We start from the raw sequence: 22,303 nt of genomic DNA on the forward strand, positions 1-22,303 counted from the left end.
TTGAGGGCGCAAGTTTAGCATTCTGCGCGGCTCCGCCCTCCTTTAGGTTTCGTAGCTTGCCGGGCCCCGCTGTTCGTCCCGCCTATGAAACTGCTCCGCGCCTACCTGCCGCTGCTCGTGCTGCTGCCCGCCCTGGCCTGCTCCCGCCCGCCCCAAACGCCGGCTTCAACATCAACTGCTACGGCCACTTACTACCCCGGTCCGGGCAAGGGCTGGCAGCGCCAAAAGCCCGCGCAAGCCGGCTTCGACGCCGCCCGCCTGCAGCAGGCCGTAGCCTGGGCCCGGCAGCAGGAAACGACCCAGATGACACCGAGCTTCTCCACCCAGGCCGATATTTTCGGGACGCCCCTGGGCCCCTTGCCCGCCTCCCGGGCCGCTACCAACGGCCTGATTCTGCGCCACGGCTATATCGTGGCCGAATGGGGCGACACCGAGCAGGCCGACCCGACCTACAGCGTGGCCAAAAGCGTGCTGTCGACCCTGCTGGGCCTCACCCTGGAAAAGGGCCTGATCCGGGACATTCACGACCCGGTGGCCAACTATATCCACGACGGCGGCTACGACTCGGAGCAGAATAAGCCGGTGACCTGGGAGCACCACGTGCGCCAGAGCAGCGAGTGGGAAGGCTCGCTGTGGGGTAAAAACGCCGACTTTGTGGGCCACGAGGCCTTCGGCAAGGGCGAGCGGAAACCGCGCGCGTTGCAGGCCCCCGGCACCTACTACGAGTACAACGACGTGCGCATCAACCGCTTCGCCCTGTCGCTGCTGGAGCTCTGGCGCCGGCCCCTGCCCGAGGTATTCCGCACCGAAATCATGCAGCCCATCGGCGCCTCCAATTCCTGGCAGTGGGTGCCTTACGCCAATTCCACCGTCCAGATTGACGGCCAGCCGATGGCCTCGGTCAGCGGGGGCACGCGCTGGGGCGGCGGCCTGTGGATCAGCAGTCGCGACGAGGCCCGGTTCGGCTACCTGTTTTTGCGCCAGGGCCGCTGGCAAAACCGGCAAATCGTGCCTGCCGCCTGGGTGCGGCAGGCCACCACGCCCGGCGGCCCCGGCCCCGACTACGGCTACCTCTGGTGGCTCAACTCCCAGCGCAAGGCCTGGCCCGACGCCCCGGCCAGCAGCTACGCCGCCCTGGGCGCGGGCTCCAACACGATTTGGATTGACCCCGAGCACGACCTAGTCATCGTGTGGCGCTGGCACAACGGCAGCCCCAACGAGCTCATCAAACGGGTGCTGGGTGCCCTCACGGCCAACTAGCGTGGCTGGCCCCGACGGCCCCTTTTTCCCCGCTTTTCGGCGGGTAACGAAAAATCTTTGCATCATGAGGCAACCTTCATGATATATCATACATCTATCTACTACCGCTGGATTTCCTCCACATGCTCTCCAATGTACTCTTCTACTCGCTCGACAAGGCCATCAAGCAATACCGGCGCTTTGCCCAGGCCAACATCGACCGGGCCGGCATCGCCATTACCATCGACCAGTGGCTGGTGCTGCGCGTGATTCTGGAAAACGACGACCTCACCCAAACCGAAATCGGCGACCGGGTCTTCAAGGACCAGGCCTCCGTGGCCCGCATCATCCGTTTGCTGACCGAGCGGGGCCTGCTGGCGGCCGAAGCCCTGGCCTACGACGGGCGCCGCACCCAGCTGCGCGTAACCGAAGAAGGCCAGCGCATCCTGGACGCGGTGCAGCCCATCGTGCTCAGCAACCGGGGCATTGCCCTGCAGGGCCTCTCGGCCGCCGATACGGCCGTGCTGCAGGAGCTGCTGGAACGCATTTACCGCAACTGCACCCCGCCTGCCTAGCCCCGGGTCAAAGCAGCAGCGGGAGGCGGGACACTGAAAAAATATTCATCCGACCAGTTGAATATACGAAACTCTTCGTATGTTTGATACGAAATACTTCGTACTACTGCCCCTACTCCCGTCGGCCACGGGTAGGGGGCGGTGGGCCCGGCCGACCCACTTGGGTAGCGACGAACAGTTTCCGCTTAACGCCGACGGCTCCCCCTGGCGGGCCGGTGGCTGAATCCTCAGCGCGTTAGCCTCAACCCTGCTTTTTCCTATGAAACCACTCCTGCCCGGACGGCTCCCGCAGCCTTCCCTTCGGCTGCTGCTGCTCGGCAGTTTGCTGCTGAGCACCGGGGCCCTGGCCCAAACCCGCGCCACCGTTACCGGCCAGCTCACGGCCGCCAGCGGGGCCCCCATCGACTACGCCACCGTGACCCTGCACCGCGCCACCGACTCGACGGTGGTCAAGTCGGAGTTCAGCGACGAGAAAGGCGCTTTCCGCTTCGAGCAGACGGCGGCGGGCAGCTACCTGGTGTCGGCCGCGCAGGTGGGCTTCGTGCGCACCTGGAGCCAGGCCTTTACCGTCGGGGCCGAAACCGTGGCCTTGCCCGTGCTGACGCTGCCGGCCAGCGGGGCCACCACCCTGAAAGAAGTGACCGTGGTGGGCCAGAAGCCGCTGTTTGAGCGGGAAGCCGACCGTACCATCGTGAACGTGGAAGGCTCGACGCTGGCCGCCGGCAATACCTCCCTGGACGTGCTCAGCCGCTCGCCGGGCGTGACGGTGGACGGCAACGACAACATCGGGCTGCGGGGGCGGCAGGGCGTGCTGGTGCTCATCGACGGCAAGCGCCAGCCCATGACCGGCTCGGAACTGGCCGACTACCTGCGGGCCTTGCCGGCCGAACAGCTCAAGAGCATTGAGCTCATTACCAACCCGCCGGCCAAGTACGAGGCCCAGGGCAGCGCGGGCATCATTGCCATCAACCTGAAAAAAGACCAGCGCGTGGGCACCAACGGCAGCCTGAGCAGCAGCTACGGGCGGGGGCGCTTCGGCAAGTTCAGCTCGGGCCTGACGCTGAACCACCGCACCAAAAAAACCAACACCTTCGGCTCGTATACCTACACCAACCGGCGCAACTACGGGGCCCTGACCATTCACCGCGACTTTTACGTGCCCGCCGACCAGGGCAAGCGCTACGACGGCAGCACCGACCAGGACAACTACAGCGTGGGCCACAACCAGGCCCACAGTTGGAAAGTGGGCATCGACTACAACCTCTCGGACCGCACGGTGCTGGGCGCCACGGTGAACGGGCTGCAAACCCGCAGCTGGCAGGACGGCACCAACCTGACCACCCTGACCGACGCCGGCGGCAACCCGCTGCGGGGCTACAACTCGACCAACGACCGGAATGCTTCCTTTCCCAACGTGGCCGGCAACCTCAACTTCAAGCATACCTTCGCCGACTCGGTGGGCACCCGGGAGCTGACGGCCGACGCCGACTACGCCCGCTATACCACGCGCCGCCGGCAATTTCTGGACACCTACCGCGACCAGACGCCCGTGGAGCTGTTTATGAAGCGCTACGGCGACCAGGAAGGCCTGCTCACGATTCAGTCGGTGAAGGCCGACTACACCCACCCGCTCGGCAAGCAGACGCGCCTGGAAGCCGGGGCCAAGGCCAGCTGGGTGCACTCCGACAACGACGTGGAGTTCCGCATTCCCCCGGAGCGGCCCGACGGCACCGTGGAGTTGAACACACTGGTGCGCGACCCGAACACCTCGAACCGCTTCCGCTACGACGAAAACATCAACGCGGCCTACGTGAATGTGAACCACACCCTGCCCAGGTGGACGCTGCAGGCGGGCCTGCGGGGCGAGCAAACCAAGGCCGTGGGCCAGCAGGACGTGCTGCAGGCGGGCGTGGAGCCGGGCTTCCGCCGCAACTACTTCCAGCTGTTTCCCAGCGCGGCCGTCAAGCACACCTTCACCGACCAGCACGAGGCCTCCGTGTCCTTGAGCCGCCGCATCGACCGGCCCTCCTACAACCAGCTCAACCCCTTCCGCTCCTACATCGACGCCACTACCTACGGGGCGGGCAACAAGGACCTGCGGCCCCAGACCAGCTACAACGTGGAGCTGACCCACACCTACAAGCAGAAATACAGCCTGGGCGTGAGCTACAGCCGCACCGACAACCCCATCATCGGCACGGTGCAGCCCGACTCGGTGAACAGTCGCACCGTGGTGTCGACCAGCCAGAACCTGGGCACCCAGTACTACTACGCCCTGACGCTGACGGCCCCCGTGGAGCTGACCAAGTGGTGGAGCGTGTACAACAACGGCGTGTTCTACTACAACCGCTACGTGGGCTCAATCGTGGGCACGACGCTGGGCCGCAACAACGCCCGCCCGGCCTTTACGCTGAGCAGCAACAGCACCTTCACCTTCGGCAAGGGCTGGAGCGCCGACCTGAACGGCGAGTACCAGTCGCGGGAGCTGTCGGGCTTCTTCGACACCCGGCCGCTGGGGCAGGTGGCTTTCGGCCTGCAGAAAAGCCTGTGGGAGCGGAAAGGCAACCTGAAGCTCAACGTGACGGACGCCTTCTACACCGGCGCCATCCGGGCCACTTCGACCTACGACAACTACGTGGAGCGCTTCTACCAGCGCGGCGACTTCCGGGTGGCCACCCTGGCCTTCACCTACCGCTTCGGCAACGACAAGCTGGCGCCTTCGCGCCGCCGCAGCGGCGGGGCCGAAGACGAGAAGCGCCGGGCCGGCGGCTCGTAGCCGCCCACCGCATCCGCCGCATTTCTTTGCCGAGCTGCCCATTACCGGCCGCGCATCCTGCTTAGGGGCGCGGCCTTTTTTTGCTCCCCCGGCCCCGACCACATATATATGTTATTCTATATCAATGCACAATTGCGTATCTTCATACTTGCTCCCTGCCCGATTTGCGGCAGCTCTGCCCGCCAACTGTCCAGTTGCAGCCAGCTCTCCGGCGGCGTTGGTTTCCATTGGTTTCCATTGGTTTCCGCCGGTTTTCGCTGGCTTCCGCCCTACCCTATTGCAAAGAATGTCGGCAGCAATGGCTGCCCGTGCCGTCCCGGGCCACGCTTCTGGCCCGCAACCATCTTCTTTGCCATGGCTGATTACACCGTCTGGTTTAAGCCGTTTACCAGCCACCACGAGCGGCTGCTCAAGATTCTGGGCCCGCTGGAGCAGGCGGGCCTGGAGCTGCGGGCCCTGCACCTGGACGACACGCCCCGGGGCGCGGGCATCATCTTTCTCGACCACCAGGCCGCCCTGGAAGACATTCAGGAAACCCTGGAGGCCTTCACCCTCTACGCCGACACCAAAATCATTGCCGTGGCCGTGAGCCTGCTGCCGACTTCCACCACCTGGGCCCTGCTGCGCAGCGGCGTAGTGGAGGTGTTTTCGTGGTTTGAGGTCGAGAAGCCGGTGCAGATTGTTCTTTCGCGCCTGCAGTACTGGCAAACTCAGGAGGAAAAAGTGGCCTACCTGCAGCAGCGCATGGTGGGCACCAGCCGCTGCTGGCTCAACACCCTGCGCCAGCTGGTGGATATGGCCCTGAGCAACTGCCAGGTGCTGATTATGGGGGAAAGCGGCACGGGCAAGGAGCTCGTGGCCCAGGAGATTCACCAGCTCGACCCCCGCCCCGACAAGCGCGACTGTGTGGTGGTGGACTGCACCAACCTGATTCCGGGCCTGTCGGGCTCGGAGCTGTTTGGCCACGAGAAAGGCGCGTTTACCAACGCCATCAGCACCCGCGACGGAGCTCTGGCCCTGGCCCACGAGGGCACGCTGTTTCTGGACGAGCTGGGCGAGCTGCCCCTGCCCCTGCAGGCCGAGCTGCTGCGGGCCCTGCAGGAAGGCACCTACAAGCGGGTGGGCAGCAACACCTGGCGCAAAGCCAGCTTCCGGCTGGTCAGCGCCACCAACCGCGACCTGCTGGCCGAGGTGCACAAGGGCACGTTCCGCCAGGATCTGTACTACCGCGTGTCGGGCTGGACGTGCCAGCTGCCGCCCCTACGCGAGCGAAAGGAGGACATCGTGGTGCTGGCCGAGCACTTTTTTCGCCACCAGCACCACATCTACCAGCCCGTCGACCGGCAGGTGTACGACTTCCTGCTCCTGCGCGACTACCCCGGCAACGTGCGCGAGCTGCAGCAACTCATCAACCGCATTGCCAACAAGCACCTGGGCGAGGGGCCCATTACCATCGGCGACATTCCGCGCTCCGACTGGCCCGACTTTGCCCGCCTGGGCCCCGGCCTGCCGGGCAACGACCTAGAAGCCGGCGTGAAAAGCCTGCTCTACCAGGGTCTGGGCCTGAAGGAAATCAAGGACCAGGTGACGGAAATAGCCAAGAAAGTAGCCATTACCCACGAAAACGGCAACCTGAAGCTGGCCGCCCACCGCCTGGGCTGCAGTGAGCGAATCCTGCAGATGCATAGGCGCGGCGAGCCGGAAGTGGCGGGGTAGCAGGAGTAACAGGGTCGTATTCGCGCTTAAGAGCGTGTTTGGGAATTGTCATGCTGAGCTTGCCGAAGCATCTCTACCGCGCTGTTAGAAGCTTTTTTTCGGAGCGGTAGAGATGCTTCGGCTTCGCTCAGCATGACGTTCTGTTAGGGCCACTTCCTTCTTAGCTCAACCCAAACCGCGCCAGCAACGCCTCCTTGTGCTGCTTGCCGATGGGCAGCTTCTCGCGCAGGTCGTAGAGCTCGGCTTCGTTGCCGCTGATGGCCCGGATGGCGTCCATGCGCACGATGTAGGACTTCTGGATGCGGGTGAAGCGCGAGGCCGGCAGCTGGTCTTCGACGCGGCTCATGCGCAGGTAGGTGACGATAATCCGGTCTTTGAGGATGATTTTGATGTAGTCCTTCATGCCCTCGATGTAGTAGATTTCGTCGAAGAGCACGCGCTGCAACGAGTGGCCTTCCTTCACGAACAGGAACTGCGGCTCGGGCGGGGCCGGGGCGGCGGGGCGGCTCTCGATGATCTGGCGGGCCTTGTTGACGGCCTTGAGGAAGCGCGGAAACGAAACCGGCTTCACGATGTAGTCGAGGGCGTCGAGCTCGAAGCCTTCGAGGGCGAAGTTGGGGTAGGCCGTGACGAACACCACGTAGGGCGGGTTGTGCAGGGAGCGGATAAACTCGATGCCGTTGACCTGGGGCATGTTGATGTCGGAGAAAATCAGGTCAACTTTCTGCTGCTGGAGCACCTCCAACGCCTCGAACACGTGCCCGCAGCTGGCCAGCAGGTGCAGGCCGGGAATCTGGGCGACGTAGCCTTCGAGCAGCTCCCGGGCGAAGGGCTCGTCGTCGATAATCAGGCAGTTAATCATGGGGAGTTGCTTGTTGTTGGTTGCTGGTTGTTGGTTGTTGATTGTTGGTTGCTGGTTGCTGGTCTGTCATCCTGAGCTTTTGCGAAGGACCTTCCTCCCATATCCCACTGAAGTGTATTCAATGTAACCCAGCCTTTTGTTGCTGCGGCAAAAAGGGCTGCATCACGTTGATTTGGGCTTATCACTGAGGAGAGGAAGGTCCTTCACTCCACTTCGTTTCGTTCAGGATGACAAAGGAAAGGCCGGGTGCAGGCGTAGCACCAGGGCCACGCGGTAGGTGTTATCGGGCTCGGGGCCGAGGCGAAGCTGGTAGTCCTGGGGCGCGTAGTGCAGAGCCAGGCGCTTTTGCACGTTGGCCACGCCCACGCCGCCAAACGCGCGCGGCGGGGCCCCGGGCGCGAGGCTGTTGCGCACCTCGAAGTGCAGCTCCTCGCCCCGCACGGCCAGGGTAATGTGCACCCAGCTGGCCTCAAGGCTGCTGTCGACGCCGTGCTTGAAGGCATTTTCGACAAAGGGAAAGAACAGTAGCGGCGTGAGGCCAAACCGCGCCAGCGGCCCCGACTTCTCGTAGCGGATGCTCACGTGGCGGCCGTAGCGGAGGCGTTCCAGCTCCAGGTAGTCGTCCAGAAACGCTACTTCCCGGCTCAGGGGCACCCGCGCGGCATCCGACTCATAGACGGTGTAGTGCATCAGGTCGGTGAGGTGCTGCACCATCGTGGGGGCGCGCGCGTCCTGCTTCACCACCATCGTGTAGATGTTGTTGAGCGTATTGAAGAGAAAGTGCGGGTTGACCTGGGCCTTGAGGAAGCTGACTTCCAGGTTCAGGTTTTCGCGCTGCTGGCGCAAGCTCTGGTTGCTGGTCGTGAGCAGAAACTGCCCGAAGCGCACCAGCACGGCGGGCAGCACCGTCACGGTGAAGTCGCTGAGGCCCATGCTGACGGCGCGCCAGGCGAAGATGCCGCCCCAGAGGCCGTAGTCGAGGTAGCGGTGCACGTAGTCGTGGGCGTTGGCCGACACCAGGCCCCGGGAGTCGAGCAGGGCGTAGAAGGCGTACGACAGCGCGCTCCAGCCGTAGTAAATAGCCAGCAGCCCCAGAACCGTGAGCAGCCAGCGCCGGCGCAGCAGAAACCGGGGCAGCACCACGTAGGCAAAGAAATAGTAGCCCGCCAGCGTCGCCAGCGTGTCTTTCGCCACGAAGCCCCAGGTGACGACCGGCGGTTCCTGCCAGCCGCTGAACACGAAGAACTCGTAGGCCACAAACAGGCTCCACCACAGCACCGGCACCCCGATACGGGCCAGGGCGGGCGGCAACGTGCGGGCCCGCCACCCGGCCAGGTTAGCGTACATGGGGGGTAAGCATAAGGGTGAGGTGAAGGCGCACGCGCCCGGCGTCTTCGGTCAGCTCCACGGTGTGCTGCCCGGGGTATTGCAGCTGCAAGCGGCGGCGTGCCGCCCCAATGGCGGCATCGGTGGCGTAGGGCTGCGGCCAGGGCGCGGCGCTGGCCCGCTCCAGGTGCAGCTCCACGGCCTCGGGCCGCACCAGCACGCGGCTCCGGAACGTGACGGGGCCGGCCAAAGCCGCCTCCTGGCCGGCAAACAGCCGCTCCAGAAACGGGTGCAGCAGCAGGGGCGCAATCTGCTGGCCGGCCGCCTCCCCGCTGACCTCGTGGGTGATGGTGGCCGTGGCCGGGCGGCGCAGGTGCTCCAGGGCCAGGTAGTCGTCCAGAAACTCCAGCTCCCGGCTTAGGGGCACGCGCTCCGCGTCGGTTTCGTAGAGGGTGTAGCGCATCAAATCGGCCAGGTGCAGCACCACGTCGCCGGCGCGCGGGTCGCGGGCGTGGGTCATCGTGTTGAGCGTGCCGAGCGTGTTGAACAGAAACTGCGGGTTGATCTGGGCTTTGAGGTAGCTGCGCTCCAGGTGCAGAAAGTCGCGCTCCAGGGCCAGCCGCCGCCGGTCCACGACCAGGGCGTAGGCCAGAAAGCTGACCACCAGCGGAAACAGCATCGGAGCCAGCATCCCGACGAAGGACGCCAGCATGGGCGTAAACCGGACAAGGTCGGCCGGGAAGCCGGCCACGTAGAAGCCGTGCAGGGTGCGGCGCAGCACCGGGTCGATGGGCACGTAGGCCTCGGTGAGGCGGGCGCCCAGGTACATCCAGATCCGGTAGCCGTAGATCAGCACCAGGGCCCCGGCCAGGGCCAGCCACCCCCGCCCCCGCAGCAGCCAGCGCGGAATAATGAGGTACACCAGGCCGTTGAACAGCACGACGGCAAAGCCGAGCTGCATCAGCACCAGGGGCCAGATGGGGCCGGCGAAGTGGTAGTTGGGCCGGCTGTTCCAGAGCACGTAGAAGCCCCAGAGCAGGCTCCAGAGCAGCACTTGCAGCAGGATGGCGGTGGTACGGGCGCTCAGGCGTTGCCAGCGGAAGCCGGGGCCGGCCAGGGTTTCGGGCATAAAAAAGGCAGACCACTTCCCGCTTTGGTGGTGTGGGGCGGTTACTTGGTCGAATAAAGTTCGGGCCCCTAAAGCTGCGTAATTTCTTTGGTCCAGATCTTCTTCCTCTGCCAAACCAAGACCTCATGCGCTTCTTTTCTTTTCTCCGCCCCTGCTTTTCTGCCGCCCCCACCGCCCGCCGCGTAGCCGCCGCCCTGCTCCTGAGCGCCGGGCTGGTCGGCCAGGCCCGGGCCCAGGAAACCGACACGACGTTTGTCCGCCTGCTGCGCAAAAACACCTTCGCCCTGACGGCCAACGGCACCGAGCTGGCCGGGCCCGGCTGGGCGCGCCTGCAACAGGACATTCAGAAAAGCCAGCTGGTACTTATCGGCGAAGACCACGGCATGGCCCAGATTCCCGGGTTTGCCACGGCCGTGGCCCGGGAGCTGAAGCCGGCCCTGTACGTGGCCGAAATCGACCAGTACCAGGCCCAGGATTTGAGCCGCCTGGCCGCCCAGCCGGGCCTGCCCACGGCCTACAACCAGCAGCACGCCATGAGTCTGTCGTTCTACAGCTGGGCCGAGGAGTTTGAGCTGGCCCGCGCCCTGCGCGCCCAGAACGCCACGATTATCGGCATCGACCAGGTGAGCATGATGAGCACGGGCAGCCTGTTTGGGCGCATGGCCGCGCAGGCCAAAAGCAAGCCGGTGCGCGCCGAGCTGCAACGCCGCGCCGCCGCCTACCAGGCCCAGGACCGCGCCGCGCTGGTGCGGGGCACCAATACGTTCAGCATTTACCAGCGCCCTTCGGCCCTCGACAGCCTGCGCGCCCTCACCCGGCAGGAAGGGCCGCAGGTGCAGCAGATGGTGCGCGACTTTGCCCTGAGCAGCGAAATTTATGCCCTGAACCAGACGCAGGGCGCCAAGAGCCACCAGACGCGCATCAACCTGATGAAGCGCAGCCTGCTGGCCAGCCTGCGCCCCTACGACCAGCCCGGCCAGCCCCTGCCCAAGATGCTGTTCAAGTTTGGGGCGGCCCACGTGGGGCGGGGCGCCAGCCTGATTGGCGGCGTGTACGACGTGGGCAACCTGGCCGTGAACCTGACCGACGTGCACGACCAGAAAAGCCTGCACATCTTCATCATCGGCAAGCAGGGCCTGAAAGCCGGCATGCCCAACCCCGACGATCTGAGCAAGCCCGGCATCCGGTACGCCAACGACGCGGAGCAAATGGTGCAGCCTTTCGCCGCCGCCACCTCCACGGCCGGCGCCTGGCAGGTGTTCGACCTGCGCCCCCTGCGCCGCTACCTGCTGGCCGGCCGCCTGAAAGTGAGCAACCAGACGCTGGCCACCGTGCTACAGGACTACGACTACATGGTCATCATTCCCGAAACCACCGCCAGCCGCCCGTATTAGGGTTTCTGGACCGTAAGTCCACAGGAACGTCATTCCGAACAGAGTGAGGAATCTCGCGTGCTGAGGTTGCCAGAGTAATCTGATTACCATTGCCCGCGAGCTGCTTCGTCCCTGGCTTGATGCGCCACATGCTCTGCATGACGGCTGGGATAGGAGCAGACAGCCCGCAGGGGGGCGCAGGCGGGGGTGGCAAACATCCTTGTACCTTATTTTTCTTTTTCGCCGGAATAAGGTACACCCGCTGTACCTTATTTTTCTTTTCCGTCAGAATAGGGTACACCCGCTGTACCTTATTTTTCTTTTTTCCTGGAATAAGGTACAGCACTTCTACAGGAGCGGCAGCCGGGCCCGGCTGCCGCTCAGGGGCGCACCAGCCACGGGTCGCGCCACTCCTGGGCCAGCTCGGCGGCGGGCACGGCCACGCGGCGCAGCACGGCGGCCGGCGGCGCGGGCCGCACCTGGGCCAGCAGCCCCAGCAGGTTCTGGGCCACTACCTGCCGGGTTTCGGCCGGGCTCAGGTGCAGGGCCCTGATTTTGGCCAGCTCCACGCCGGGGTGCAGCCAGGGCCCATCCGAGCCAAACAGAAACTTGTGGGCCCCGGCCCGGTCCACGGCCCGCCGCAGAATGTCGAAGCGCCGCACCCCGCTGGTATCGGTGTAGATGTTGGGAAAGCGCACCAGGTGGTCGATAAGGCCGGCCTGGGCCCGCCAGTCGTCGGAAAAGGAGCCCAGGTGCGGGATGATGAAGTTCACGTCGGGGTACTGCTCACCCAGCAGCTCCACCACCGCAATTTCGCCCACCACGTCGTAGAGCACCGGCAGGCGAAAGGCCCGGGCCACGTCGCAGATTTCGCGGCTGATGCGCGCGTCGAAGCGGTGGCACTTGATGCCGCAGAAGCCGTACTGCTGCACCGCTTCCGTGACCAGCTGCCGGATGCGGCCCCGGTCGCGCTGGGCGTGCACGAAGGCAAACCCGTAGAACCGCTCGGGCTGCCGGCGCACCAGCCGGGCCACTTGGCGGTTGGCCACGGCGTAGTCGGAGTGAAAGGCGGCGAAGAGCACCGTGCGCTGAATCCCGGCCTCGTCGGCCCAGGCCAGGTAGGGCTCCAGGGGCGCGTCGGTGTCCCAGGGGCCGGTCAGGCCGTCGCCCTGGCCCGCGTGGCAGTGGCAGTCGATGATGAGCATAGCCGACAGGAAGAAGAAGTGAGCTGGCCGAGGCGGCGCAGAAAAAACAGGCTGGTCTGGATGCCGCGCCAGAAGTTGGGCAGGTGCAGAAACTCGTCGGGCCCGTGCTTGTGGTCGTCGGGCAGGCCGAAGCCCATGAGCACCGTCGGGATACCCAAATGCTGCTCCAGCAGGCTGACCACCGGAATGGTGCCGCCCGAGCGTTGGAGCACCGGCGGCCGCCCGAAGCCGTGGGCGTAGGCCTGGGCGGCGGCCCGCATCACGGGCAGCGCGGGGGCCACGGTGTAGGGCGGCGCGTGCAGCTGGGCCCGGAGCGTGGCCCGCACCTGGGGCGGCGTGCGGCGGCGCAGATAGGCCCGCAGCTGCTCTTCCACCCGGTACGGGTCCTGCCCCTCAGCCAACCGGAAGCTGAGCTTGGCCGAGGCCCGGGCCGGCACTATCGACTGCACGCCTTCGCCCTGGAAGCCGCCGCTCAGCCCCGTGATACTCAGGGAAGGCCGCAGCACGGTGCGCTCGTACAGGGTGTAGCCCGGCTCGCCCCACCCCCGCGCCACCCGGGCCTCGCGCAGCAGCTGGGCATCGGCGGGCCCGTAGCGCCGCAGGTAGGCCCGCTCGGCCGCGGCAGCGGGTTGCACGGGTTCGTAAAAGCCGGGAATGGCCACCCGCCCGTGTTCGTCGTGCAGGGCGGCCAGCAGCGTCGTCAGGGCCTGTAAGGGGTTGAGCACGGCCCCACCAAACACACCCGAATGCAGCTCGGCCGGCGGGCCGGTTACGGTCAGCTCGGCGGCCAGGGAGCCGCGCAGGCCGTAGGTCAGGGCCGGTTGCCCGGCCGACAGCAGGTTGGTATCCGAGAGCAGGGCCCAGTCGGCGCGCAGCAGGCGGCGGTGGGCCCGGATAAACGCCCCCAGGTTCGGGCTGCCGATTTCCTCCTCGCCTTCCAGCAGAATCTTCACGTTCAGCGGCAGGGTTTCTCCCTGGGCCAGCAGCAGCTCCAGGGCTTTGAGGTGGACGAAAAACTGGCCCTTGTCGTCGGAAGCGCCGCGCCCGTAGAGCCGCGGGCCGCGCACCAGCCCGCCGAAGGGCGGCACCGTCCAGGCGGCGGCCGGCTCGACGGGCTGCACGTCGTAGTGGCCGTAAATCAGCAGCGTGGGCCGGCCGGGCAGCCCCGTTTTTTCGGCGTACACGATGGGGTGGCCCGGCGTGCGAAACACCCGCACGCCCTCCAGCCCCAGGCCGCGCAGATGGCGGGCCAGCCACTCGGCGCAGGCGCGCACGGCCCCGGCCGCGCCCGGCGCGGTGCTGATGCTGGCAAACCCAACCAGCTCCCGCAGCTCCGCCAGCGTTTTGCGCGCCCAGGCCGGCGAGTAGTGTGTAAAAGGCGCCGACGCGGTTTTCATGCGCAAAAAGTTAGGTAGCAGGCCAGCTCAACAGCATGTCAGTCGCCCCGGGCCTCACCAGCCCGCCGCTTCCAGCTCGTAGCCTTTTTGCAGCCGGCGGCGCTGCCGGCCCTCGGCCTTGTTGGCGCGGGCCCCGTGCCACTCGGTGCGGTACTGGCTGTAGCTGGTGGCCGGGTCGGCGCCGGGGTACGGCGTATGCCGGTCGTAGGGCGGGGCGGTGGGCCGGTCTTTCTTCTGGGCCCGGATGGGCTGGCGGCCGTAGAAGAAATGGCCCGACACCTGGCGGCCCTGCTCATCAATGACGTGGTAGTGCGGGGCGTCGAGGGGCTGCTTGGCCCCGTGGTGGGCCACGCGGTACCGAAACCGGGCGTTTACCTTCGGGCTGGCGGCGTTGCGGCGGGCGGCTTCGGCCTCGGCAGCCCGGCGCGCCGCGTGGGCCGTGGCGTGGAGGCTGTTGCCCACCGAGGGCCCTTGCCCGTCGCCCTCCGGAATACCCGGCGAAGGCAGCGGCGGGTACGAATCTTCGCGCTGCAATCCGGCCTCGGCAAGTCGCCTATCCAGCCCCGGCCGCGCCTGGGCCCGGCAGTGCCGGCAGCCGCAGCGGCACCCCGCCGGGTGCGGATTAGTGCGAACCACCCGCAGAGTCGTGTCGAGCCGAAACCGGTTCAGGAAGCGCTGCAGCGCGCCCCGGCACAGCGGGCAGCCGCCCTGGCTGACCACCAGCAGCACGCTGCGCACCCGGGCCGGGAAGCCGGGCTCGGCGGCGGCGCGGCGCTGCAGCCAGCGCACCACTTGTAGCTCGGGGTGGCCGGCGCACCCAGCCGCCCCGGCGGGAGCCGGCCGCAGCGGTACGCGCAGGGTTTCGCCGCCCCGGGTGTACACGGTAGCCCGGTTCGGCTCGGACGACGGCGCGGACGCGGGGCGGCGGTTGGCACTGGGGGCGAGGGGCAGCAGGTGCAGGGTCATGGCAAAAGCAGGGGTTGAGAATGAAAAGCCGGCGCAAACCAGTTGGTGGTGCGCCTCAGGTGGGTGAGCTGCTCGATCAGGCGGGTCAGGTCTTCCGGCCGGTGGTCGGCGCGCAGGCAGAATGCTACCTGGGGCACCGCGGGCCGGGCCGGGTCGGCGAGCAGCAGCGGCTGAAAGCCCCGCTCCCGCAGCAGCTGGTAGAGGCCCAGACTAGCCGAGGCCCGGGGCAGCACCAGCTTCTGCACCGGAAACCAGCCGCCCCGCAGCCGGATGCCCGCCGCGCCCAGCCCCCGCCGCAACTGCCCGATGCGGCCCGCCAGCCGCCGCCGGGCCGGCTCGCCGTGCCGGGCATCGTGGCGCAGGGCCTCGGCCGCCGCCCAGGCGTGCCAGTTCGACACCGGGCTGGTATGCACCCGCACCGGGCTGCCCTGCTCGTAGCGCGCCAGCCAGGCCCGGGAGCCCGCCAGCACCGCCACCGGCACCCCCAGCCCTTTGGCCAGCGAGGTAATCGTCAGAACATTGGGGTGGCGCAGGCCCAAATACGGCAGGCAGCCGCCCCCACCCTGCCCTAGTGGCCGGCGGGCCGAGGCCCGTGCGCCCAGCACCCCAAACGCCTGGGTATCGTCGAGGAGCAGCACCGACTGCGGGTCGGGGGCCAGCAGCTGTAGGTAGCGGCTCAGGGGCGCGGGTTGCTCCGCAGCCAGCTGCCAGCCGTCGGTGAGCAGCCAGGCGGGGCGGCCCTGCTGACGGTAGGCGTGCAGCTGCCGGGCCAGCCGGGGCAGGTTGTTGGCGGCAAAGGGCACCACCGGCAGACCCCGCAGCGCGGCCCGGGCCGCGCCCCACTGCCCCACCGGGTACATGGCCTCATCAATGAAGACCACGCCCCGGCGGGGCACCAGCGTCAGCACGTCCCAGAACAGGTGCAGGGTCGAGGGCGCCAGCAAGCCCGCTTCCAGCCCCTGCCGCCGGGCCACTTCCCGGGCCGCGCGGCGGTGCCAGTCAGGCTCCTGCAGGGCCGCCGGCCGGCCCGTGCTCAGCGGCAAGCCGGCCGGCGGCGGCCCGGGGCGGTAGCCCAGGTAATGAGCCGAGGTAAAATCAACCATGGCGGGTGGGCGGCAAAGCCACGGCCGCCGCCCTGCCGCGCTGGGGCAGCAGAGCGGCGGCCGGCTTCCTTAGTCGGGCAGGGCGTTGCGGCGCGGCCCGGGCATGCCGGCCGGCCGGTTGGGAGCCAGGGCGTTGAGCCGGGAGGCCGGGGCCAGTTGCCCGCGCCGCCGCAGCTGCTGGTGCTGCAGAGCGGTTTGCCGCTCAATCAGCTGGGCGGGCTGCAGGTAGCGTTCCTCGTTGTCGGGCAGGTTCAGGCGGGCATCCACGATGTCGGAGGCTAAGTCGACGCCAGTCACGGCCTTGTAGGCGTGGATGTAGCGCTGAATTTCCTCCCGCCAGTAGTAGGCCCAGTTGGCGGCGTTGGTGGCCCCCACGCCTGGGCTGTTCCAGGAGCCGTAGCGGATGCTGAGCAGCAGCTGCTCGCCGAAGGTGCCCAGGTCGTGGAAGTGGCTGATGTTGGCCGGGTTCCAGCCCTGCAGCTGCTTCATGTTGTCGACGCGGTCCATCCAGGGCTCGGTGTAGGGCACCATGATGCGGCCCCCCAGAAACTCGCGCACCTCGGGGCGGGCCAGCAGCCACTGCTGCACCAGCATTTCGGAGCGGGCCGTCCAGGGCAGGTCGCCGTACTGGTTGTGGGCGCCCTCGGCCAGGGTCAGGTGCACTTCGCGCAGGTGGTTCAGAATGGGGAAGCCGTCGGGAATCACGGTGGTGAAGTTGGCCTGCTGGTAAAACTCGGTGGCGGCCCGCAGCAGCGAGTGGAAGCCACGCAGGAAAAACGCCCGCGACTCGGCCACCGGAATGTCCTGAATGCCGCGCCCCAGCAGCCCGAAGCCGTACTCGTAGCGGTACTCCAGGTTGCGGCGGTTCATGCTCAGCCGGAACCGCTCGTCTTCGATGTAGCCCCAGATCAGGTTGTTCAGAGGCCGCAGCGGGTCCAGGTTCAGGTTGGCCAAGGGGTCCTGGCCGGGGCCTCCCTGGCGCACGTTCTGAAAGCGCAGGCTGATGGCGTTCATGGTTTGCACCAGGCCGCCCTCCTCGTGCCAGTACGACCAGATCAGCTCCATCAGGGGCGGGGCCTGCAGCTTCGACTTGAGAATGCCGTAGCACACGTCGGTACCCATGCCGGTGAGGTCGCCCACGTCCTTGAGGGGCACTTCGGAGAGCTTTTCGCGGATGATTTTGAAGTAGGGCAGCACTTTGCCTTCCTCATTCTCCAGCTGCTCCAGGTACTCCTCGCGCAGGTCGCCGGGGCTGAACTGGAACCCGCCCAGGCGGCGCGCTTCCGTCGCGTCGCGGTAGGGCTGCAGGTTCAGGTTGCCCGAGCCGCCGGGCCGGTCCCGCTCGATGGCCATGCCCACTTCCTGCATCAGGTAGGCCTCGGTGGCGGCCTTGAGCATGGCGTAGGAGGCCAGGCGATTGAAGGGCAAAAACATGCGGTTGTTATTGGCCGCCAGCAGGCTGTCCTGCTGGTTGGGGTTGCGCACGCACAGCACGCTGTCGACGAAGGCCCGGTAGCGGTTGAAGTCGATGGTGCGGTGCCGGATCAGGGACCAGAGGGGCTGGTCGTTGGTTTCCTCGCGCTTGGCCTCGCCCAGGGTCACGCGCACGGGCCGCTCCACCTCGTCTTCCATCACCACCAGCTTCCAGGGGCCAAAGTCGCGGCTGGCGTCGTTCACGTAGCCCTTGATGTGGTAGGTGCCCACCTTGTCCCAGGCGCTCAGGGTCCAGACGATGTCGATGCTTTGCTTGTCGAGCACCGAGATGCTGTCCTTTTTCAGCCGGAGCTGGTCGAAGAGCTTATCCTTGCGGTTGTCCTCCACCTCCACCCGGGTCAGGGTCAGCACGTCGTTTTTGATGACGTAGGTGTAGTGAAATACCTGCACCGGGTCGTCGGTGCTCAGGTTGTCGATGGTCAGGTGCAGCTGCCCGGGCGTGCCCAGCACGTCCTTCAACAGGCGGCGTTCCGTGGGCTCCGTGCTCAGCTCCAGGGTGAGCAGCGAGTTGTCGCCGAGCGAAACGTGGGTAGCGTCAATGCTTAGTTCGCGGTTCATGGATTCAAGTGGTTAGAGAGTGAGAAGGGGCGGCCACGCGCCGGGGCGCCGGCGCCGGCGTCTGCCCGTAGCGGCGGGCCCGGTTCAGGGCCCAGCGCGTGAGCAGGCGGGCCAGCAGGTCGGATTCCTGGGGCGGACTCAGCTGCCCGTCGGCCCGGGCCTGCCCGATGACGGCAAACACCAGCGACGGGGCCGCCGCCTCGCGCAGCGCGGGCTGCTGCTGCCACTCGTGAAACAGGGCCTGCAGCCGGGCCGGCTGGCGCTCCTGCACGGGAAACAAGTCGGCCAGCCGCTGGTCGCGAAGGGCCTGGGAGCGGTGGTTGAGCACGAGCTGGGCAAAGCGCGGCAGCAGGTCAACGAGCTGCTGAATCAGCTTCTGCTTGCTGGCCGTCAGCCCGTCGGTGGGGTACAGGGCCTGCCACTGCCGGGTGAGGGCCGCCCACTGCGGGTGCGGGTACAGGGCCTCGCCCAGGGCCAGGCTCAGGCGCACCCGAATCCAGGGAAACGGGTGGGGCCCGTCGGTGCCGATGCGAAACACGAAGTAGCTGGGCAAGCTCACCACGCTCATCAGCCCGTAGGTGGCCCCGATGCCGAGGTGGCCCAGGGCCCAGAAGTCGGACAGGATTTCGTTGAGCCAGCGGCTGAGCAAGAGCCACCCGATTTGCTCGGACCCGCCCTTGGCCGCCTCGGCATCCAGCTCCAGCCGGATGGTTTTGGTCAGATCCAGCAGTTCGGAGCCCTGGTGGCCCACTTCGTGAATCAACGACGAGGCAATGCCGCTGCCCACCATTCGCTCGCGCGGAATCTGAATGACGCCCACCGGGTTGTCGTCGCCGCCGGGCAGGCGGGTGCGGGCCCTCCGGATGGCGGCCCCGTGCCCGCGCTCGGCAAAGCAGATCAGCGGGGGCGGGTCGAAGTAGTTGCCGGGCAAGCACAGCGCGTCTTCGGCCAGCACGTCGAGGCCGGCCAGCCAGGTGCCCGTGCCGTGCTCCCCGCGCTGGCTGAGCACGTCGGCGAAGATGTCGACCTGGTCGAGCAGGTTGTTGAAGCGCAGCTTGAGCAGCACGAATTTGGCCTGGGCCTCGGCCGTGCTCAGGGCCTGGCTTTCGGGCCCCTGCATCCAGCGCACGAACTCCTGCAACCGCCGCCGCAAATCGAAGGCAATGCGGGCCAGGTGGTCGTTGATGGCCGCCTGGGCCGGGGCCGAAACGGCCGCCGCCAGCACCATGGGCGTGTTGAGCGTGAAGGAGCGCACCGTCTGGAGGCGGCTGAACAAGGCCAGGGCCTCGTTGACCAGAAACTGCGTGTCGGCGGCGCGGCGCATGGCCTAGAGCTGAATAACGAGCGTGCGGCCCCGGCGCTGCCACGTGCCCCGCGCGGCCCGGCCGATGGGCGCGGGCGCGTAGTCGGGCTCCTGGCCATCCGGCCCGTAGCCGCCGTCGTCGTAGCCGTCATCACCTTGCCCGTCCGGGTCTTGGCCGTAGCCGTTGTTGATATTCAGGTTGCCCCCGCCGGTGCCGGCGTAGCCGTAGCGGCCCGCGGCCCGGCGGCCGTAGCCACCCGTGCGGCCCGAGCCCCGGCGGCCCGAGGCGTTGCCGCTGCGCAGCAGCCCCGGCGCGTACTGCCGGGCGGCCTGGCCCAGGGCGGTGCGGGCCAGGGTGGGCGCCGCCACGCCGGGCCGCTGCCGTTGCAGACTGGCCCCGCGGCGCACGGCCGCGTTGGCGAAGCGCACGTAGGCGCGGGCCGTTTCAAACTCGCGGTCTTCGGGGCTGAGGCCTTCCAGCTCCAGCTCAAACAGGTTGGTGGCCATCGAGCCCAGCTTGCCCCCGATCATGCCGCCCACGGGGCCACCCACGAAGGTGCCCAGGGCCTTGCCGGCAATGGGCAGCGCCGTTTTGGCTACCGACTTAAGGGCGCCGCCGATGGCGCGGCCCACCGAGGAGTTGGCGAAGTTGCCCACGGCCCGGCCCGCGCTTCTGATCAGCTTGCCCAGAAACTGGTTTAGCTCCTGCTCGTTGCTGACTTCCAGCAGCTCGTGGGCCAGCTCCATTTCCTGGGTTTCGTGCAGCTCCCCGGTCATTTCATAGGATTCGCCGTTCATCTCGCCCATAAATTCGGGGTTGAACTCAAACGTCTCCTGCGAGCCGCCAAACTCCTGCTCCTGGCCGAGGGCTTGCTCAAATTCCTGCGAAAACTCGTTGTTGTACATGGCGAAAGGTGAATGAGTGAAGTGGTGAATGAGTGAAGTGGTGAATGAGTGAATGAGTGAATGGGTGAATGAGTGAGGTTGAGGGTCAATCCGCGCCGGCGGCGCAGAACCGCGCCAGCCGAACAGCCAATTCACTCATTCACTCATTCACTCATTCACTCATTCACCGCTGCTTAGGCGTCGTAGAGGACTAGGGTGCTGCCGCGCCGGACCCAGGTGCCGCTGCTGGCCTGGCGGCCAGGGGCCCCGCCGGCCGCCAGGCCGTCGGCCAGGCCGGGGGCCAGCTGGGGCACCGACACGCCCAGCACCTGCCGCCCCAGCTGGGCCGGGCTCAGGCGCGGATTCAGGCGCGACAGGCGGGCGGCGCGGCGGCTGACGTCGGAGGCAAAGCGCACGTAGGCGCGGGCAATTTCCAGCTCCTGGCTTTCGGGGTTGAGGCCTTCAAATTCGAGGTTGAAGATGCGCTGGGCATTATTGGCCAGCCAGTTGCCGGCCTGGGTGCCGGCCCAGCCGCCCACGGCCCCACCGGCGGCCTTGCCGGCCTGGTTGCCCAGGAAGCCGCCGGCCTTGGCCCCGAGCGGGCCGAGCCGGCCGCCCAGGGCGGCGCCGGCGCGGGAGCCCAGCGCCCCACCGGCCTGCCCGCCATACTGGGCCCCGAGCTGGGGCAGGGTGTTGCGGCCCACGTCCACGAGGTACTTGCCCACGCTCTGGCCCGTGGGCGAGGCCACGAAGCTGGTGGCCGCGCCCTTCACGGCGCTGGCGGCCTTGCTCAGCAAGTCGCCCAGGAACAGGTTCAGCTCCTGCTCGTTGCTGATTTCGAGCAGCTGGTAGGCCATTTCCAGCTCCTGGCTTTCCTGCTGGCTGACTTCGCCGCTGTACTCGTGCCCGAACTCCTGCTCCATTTCCTGGCCGTACTCGCCCGCGGAAGACTCAAACTCAAAGCTATTCTCGTACTCGCCGGTGGTGGCGCTTGACTCCAGCTCCTGGAGGGTCCGATCAATATTGTGCATGACTGACAAGCGGTTAGGGTGAAGGATACGTGCTGTCCTCCTTTTTCCAAACCCAGTGCCAGCCTGCCCAACCCCGTTTCCAGCCCACTACGGCAGCCTCTGCCGAAATCTGTTTCGCCCGGCTCGAAAACGGGCTGCTTCCGCGAAATGCATTTCCGCGCCGGTTCCGAACCGGCAAGTCGCGGTTCGGAACCGCGACCTTGCGGTGCTACACCGCGACTTCCCGGTTCGGAACCGCGACTCTGCGGTCTGGAACCGGGAAGTCGCGGTCCGGAACCGCGACCTTGCGATGCTACACCACGACCTTGCGGTTCCGGAACCGCGACCTTGCGGTGCTACACCGCGACCTTGCGGTTCCGGACCGCAAGGTCGCGGTGTAGAACCGGTCATGCGCTGTCCGGAGCCGCGAAGTCGCGGTGCTGCACCGCGCATGACCGGGGTAGAGACGCATCGTTGCGTCTCAATCGTTGAACGACAATCAGCCAAACGGCGCGGACGAGGAGACGCAACGATGCGTCTCTACCTTGTGCTGGGCTTAGGCCCCTACCCGCCGCAGGGCCGGAATATCCAGCAGGTGGCTCACGGTGTGGGTAGGGTGCAGGGCCCGGCACTGGTCGGCCTCGCCGAAGCCGAAGGTGACCCAGCAGGAATCAATCCGGCTGTTGCGGGCAAACTGCAAATCGGCGGGGGTGTCGCCCACCATCAGGATACGGTCGGTGGGCACTTCGGGGAAGCGGGGCCGCACTACTTCGTGGAAGGCCATGGGGTCGGGCTTCTTGGCCAGCTGCTTTTCGGGCATGGTGCCGTCGCCGATAACCAGGGCCACGAAGGGCAGCAGGCCGAGCTGGGCCAGGGACGCTTCGAGCACCGCCGCGCCCTTGTTGCTGAGCACGCCGATGAGCACGCCCCGCGCCGCGAGCTGGGCAAACAGCGCCAGCGCCCCGGGAAACGGCGTTACCAGCGGCTCAGCCTCGCGGGCGTAGATGCCGCGGTAGGTCACGACCCACTCCGCCACTTCCTCGGCCGATAGCGCCGGGTACAGCTCCCGGATCATGTCGTTCAGCACCAGGCCCCGGCCAATCATGGCGTGTACTACCTCGGCCGCGGGCCGCGGCACCTGGTACTCATCGAAGGTGCGCTCGAAGCTGTAGACGATGGCCTGGCGGGTGTCGCAGAGCGTGCCGTCGTAATCGAAGAGAAACAGGGCGTAAGGCATGCAGGCAGGGTGCGGGTCAAAAGCTTCGTAAGCTACGACGGGCGGGCGGAATGAGCACGCAGTAGCGCGAACCATGTAGTTCGCGTAACTCGCGCCGTTAGGTTCGTTCTGGTACGCGAACTACAAAGTTCGCGCTACGGAGCCGATTC

The 22,303-nt window shown here is 66.9% G+C and carries 17 protein-coding genes; 5 read left to right on the forward strand and 12 right to left on the reverse strand.

All coding sequences use genetic code 11. The annotated features are described in order from the left end of the window. The first annotated feature begins 84 nt into the window (after positions 1-84). The 4 genes from E5K00_RS05080 (at position 85) to E5K00_RS05095 (ending at position 6,306) form a co-directional block, all read left to right on the forward strand. Positions 85-1,260, forward strand: coding sequence for a serine hydrolase domain-containing protein (locus tag E5K00_RS05080; RefSeq protein ID WP_135462171.1), 1,176 nt, complete (start codon positions 85-87; stop codon positions 1,258-1,260). A gap of 122 nt (positions 1,261-1,382) precedes the next feature. Continuing rightward, positions 1,383-1,814 (forward strand): MarR family winged helix-turn-helix transcriptional regulator, encoded by a 432-nt coding sequence (locus tag E5K00_RS05085; RefSeq protein ID WP_135462172.1) that lies wholly within the window; start codon positions 1,383-1,385, stop codon positions 1,812-1,814. Positions 1,815-2,073: 259 nt separating this feature from the next. Continuing rightward, positions 2,074-4,590 (forward strand): TonB-dependent receptor, encoded by a 2,517-nt coding sequence (locus tag E5K00_RS05090; protein ID WP_135462173.1) that lies wholly within the window; start codon positions 2,074-2,076, stop codon positions 4,588-4,590. Positions 4,591-4,944: 354 nt separating this feature from the next. Beyond that, positions 4,945-6,306, forward strand: coding sequence for a sigma 54-interacting transcriptional regulator (locus tag E5K00_RS05095; RefSeq protein WP_167856755.1), 1,362 nt, complete (start codon positions 4,945-4,947; stop codon positions 6,304-6,306). Positions 6,307-6,466: 160 nt separating this feature from the next. Here E5K00_RS05095 and E5K00_RS05100 read toward each other — a convergent pair whose 3' ends face one another. The 3 genes from E5K00_RS05100 to E5K00_RS05110 all read right to left on the reverse strand — a co-directional run bounded on the left by E5K00_RS05100 (position 6,467) and on the right by E5K00_RS05110 (position 9,623). Beyond that, positions 6,467-7,168 (reverse strand): LytR/AlgR family response regulator transcription factor, encoded by a 702-nt coding sequence (locus E5K00_RS05100; protein WP_135462175.1) that lies wholly within the window; start codon positions 7,166-7,168, stop codon positions 6,467-6,469. A 222-nt stretch (positions 7,169-7,390) separates the two neighbouring features. Beyond that, positions 7,391-8,515, reverse strand: coding sequence for a sensor histidine kinase (locus E5K00_RS05105; protein WP_135462176.1), 1,125 nt, complete (start codon positions 8,513-8,515; stop codon positions 7,391-7,393). Further along, a complete protein-coding gene (locus E5K00_RS05110) occupies positions 8,505-9,623 on the reverse strand; it encodes a sensor histidine kinase (protein WP_135462177.1) in 1,119 nt (372 codons plus the stop codon). The genes E5K00_RS05105 and E5K00_RS05110 overlap by 11 nt, the downstream gene beginning before the upstream one ends. 125 nt (positions 9,624-9,748) lie before the next feature. Between E5K00_RS05110 and E5K00_RS05115 the strand changes: the two genes are divergently transcribed. Further along, positions 9,749-11,017, forward strand: a complete 1,269-nt coding sequence (locus tag E5K00_RS05115; protein WP_135462178.1) for a hypothetical protein — start codon at positions 9,749-9,751, stop codon at positions 11,015-11,017. Between the two features lie 359 nt (positions 11,018-11,376). Here the strand turns inward: E5K00_RS05115 and E5K00_RS05120 are convergent, their stop codons facing one another. From E5K00_RS05120 to E5K00_RS05160, 9 genes are all read right to left on the reverse strand, one after another. Further along, positions 11,377-12,201, reverse strand: a complete 825-nt coding sequence (locus tag E5K00_RS05120) for an amidohydrolase family protein (RefSeq protein ID WP_135462179.1) — start codon at positions 12,199-12,201, stop codon at positions 11,377-11,379. After that, entirely contained in the window at positions 12,153-13,598 is a 1,446-nt protein-coding gene (locus E5K00_RS05125) for a dipeptidase (RefSeq protein ID WP_135462180.1), read from the reverse strand. The genes E5K00_RS05120 and E5K00_RS05125 overlap by 49 nt, the downstream gene beginning before the upstream one ends. A 54-nt stretch (positions 13,599-13,652) precedes the next feature. Further along, positions 13,653-14,564 carry a hypothetical protein gene (locus E5K00_RS05130; protein WP_135462181.1) on the reverse strand — a complete coding sequence of 304 codons (912 nt, stop codon included), beginning with the start codon at positions 14,562-14,564 and terminating at the stop codon, positions 13,653-13,655. After that, entirely contained in the window at positions 14,561-15,667 is a 1,107-nt protein-coding gene (locus E5K00_RS05135) for a PLP-dependent aminotransferase family protein (RefSeq protein WP_135462182.1), read from the reverse strand. Before E5K00_RS05135 ends, E5K00_RS05130 begins: the two co-directional genes overlap by 4 nt. 69 nt (positions 15,668-15,736) lie before the next feature. After that, on the reverse strand, positions 15,737-17,719 hold the full coding sequence (locus tag E5K00_RS05140; RefSeq protein ID WP_135462183.1) for a hypothetical protein: 1,983 nt from the start codon (positions 17,717-17,719) through the stop codon (positions 15,737-15,739). Between the two features lie 4 nt (positions 17,720-17,723). Then, positions 17,724-19,043 carry a hypothetical protein gene (locus E5K00_RS05145; protein ID WP_210114277.1) on the reverse strand — a complete coding sequence of 440 codons (1,320 nt, stop codon included), beginning with the start codon at positions 19,041-19,043 and terminating at the stop codon, positions 17,724-17,726. Positions 19,044-19,046: 3 nt separating this feature from the next. After that, positions 19,047-19,928 (reverse strand): hypothetical protein, encoded by an 882-nt coding sequence (locus tag E5K00_RS05150; protein ID WP_135462184.1) that lies wholly within the window; start codon positions 19,926-19,928, stop codon positions 19,047-19,049. A gap of 173 nt (positions 19,929-20,101) precedes the next feature. Beyond that, positions 20,102-20,938 carry a hypothetical protein gene (locus E5K00_RS05155; protein ID WP_135462185.1) on the reverse strand — a complete coding sequence of 279 codons (837 nt, stop codon included), beginning with the start codon at positions 20,936-20,938 and terminating at the stop codon, positions 20,102-20,104. A gap of 535 nt (positions 20,939-21,473) precedes the next feature. After that, the gene (locus tag E5K00_RS05160; RefSeq protein WP_167856756.1) at positions 21,474-22,154 is read right to left on the reverse strand and encodes an HAD family hydrolase; all 681 of its coding nucleotides are present in this window, start codon (positions 22,152-22,154) and stop codon (positions 21,474-21,476) included. Positions 22,155-22,303 lie beyond the last annotated feature (149 nt).

The organism is Hymenobacter aquaticus (genome assembly GCF_004765605.1).
In the GTDB taxonomy this organism is placed as follows: domain Bacteria; phylum Bacteroidota; class Bacteroidia; order Cytophagales; family Hymenobacteraceae; genus Hymenobacter; species Hymenobacter aquaticus.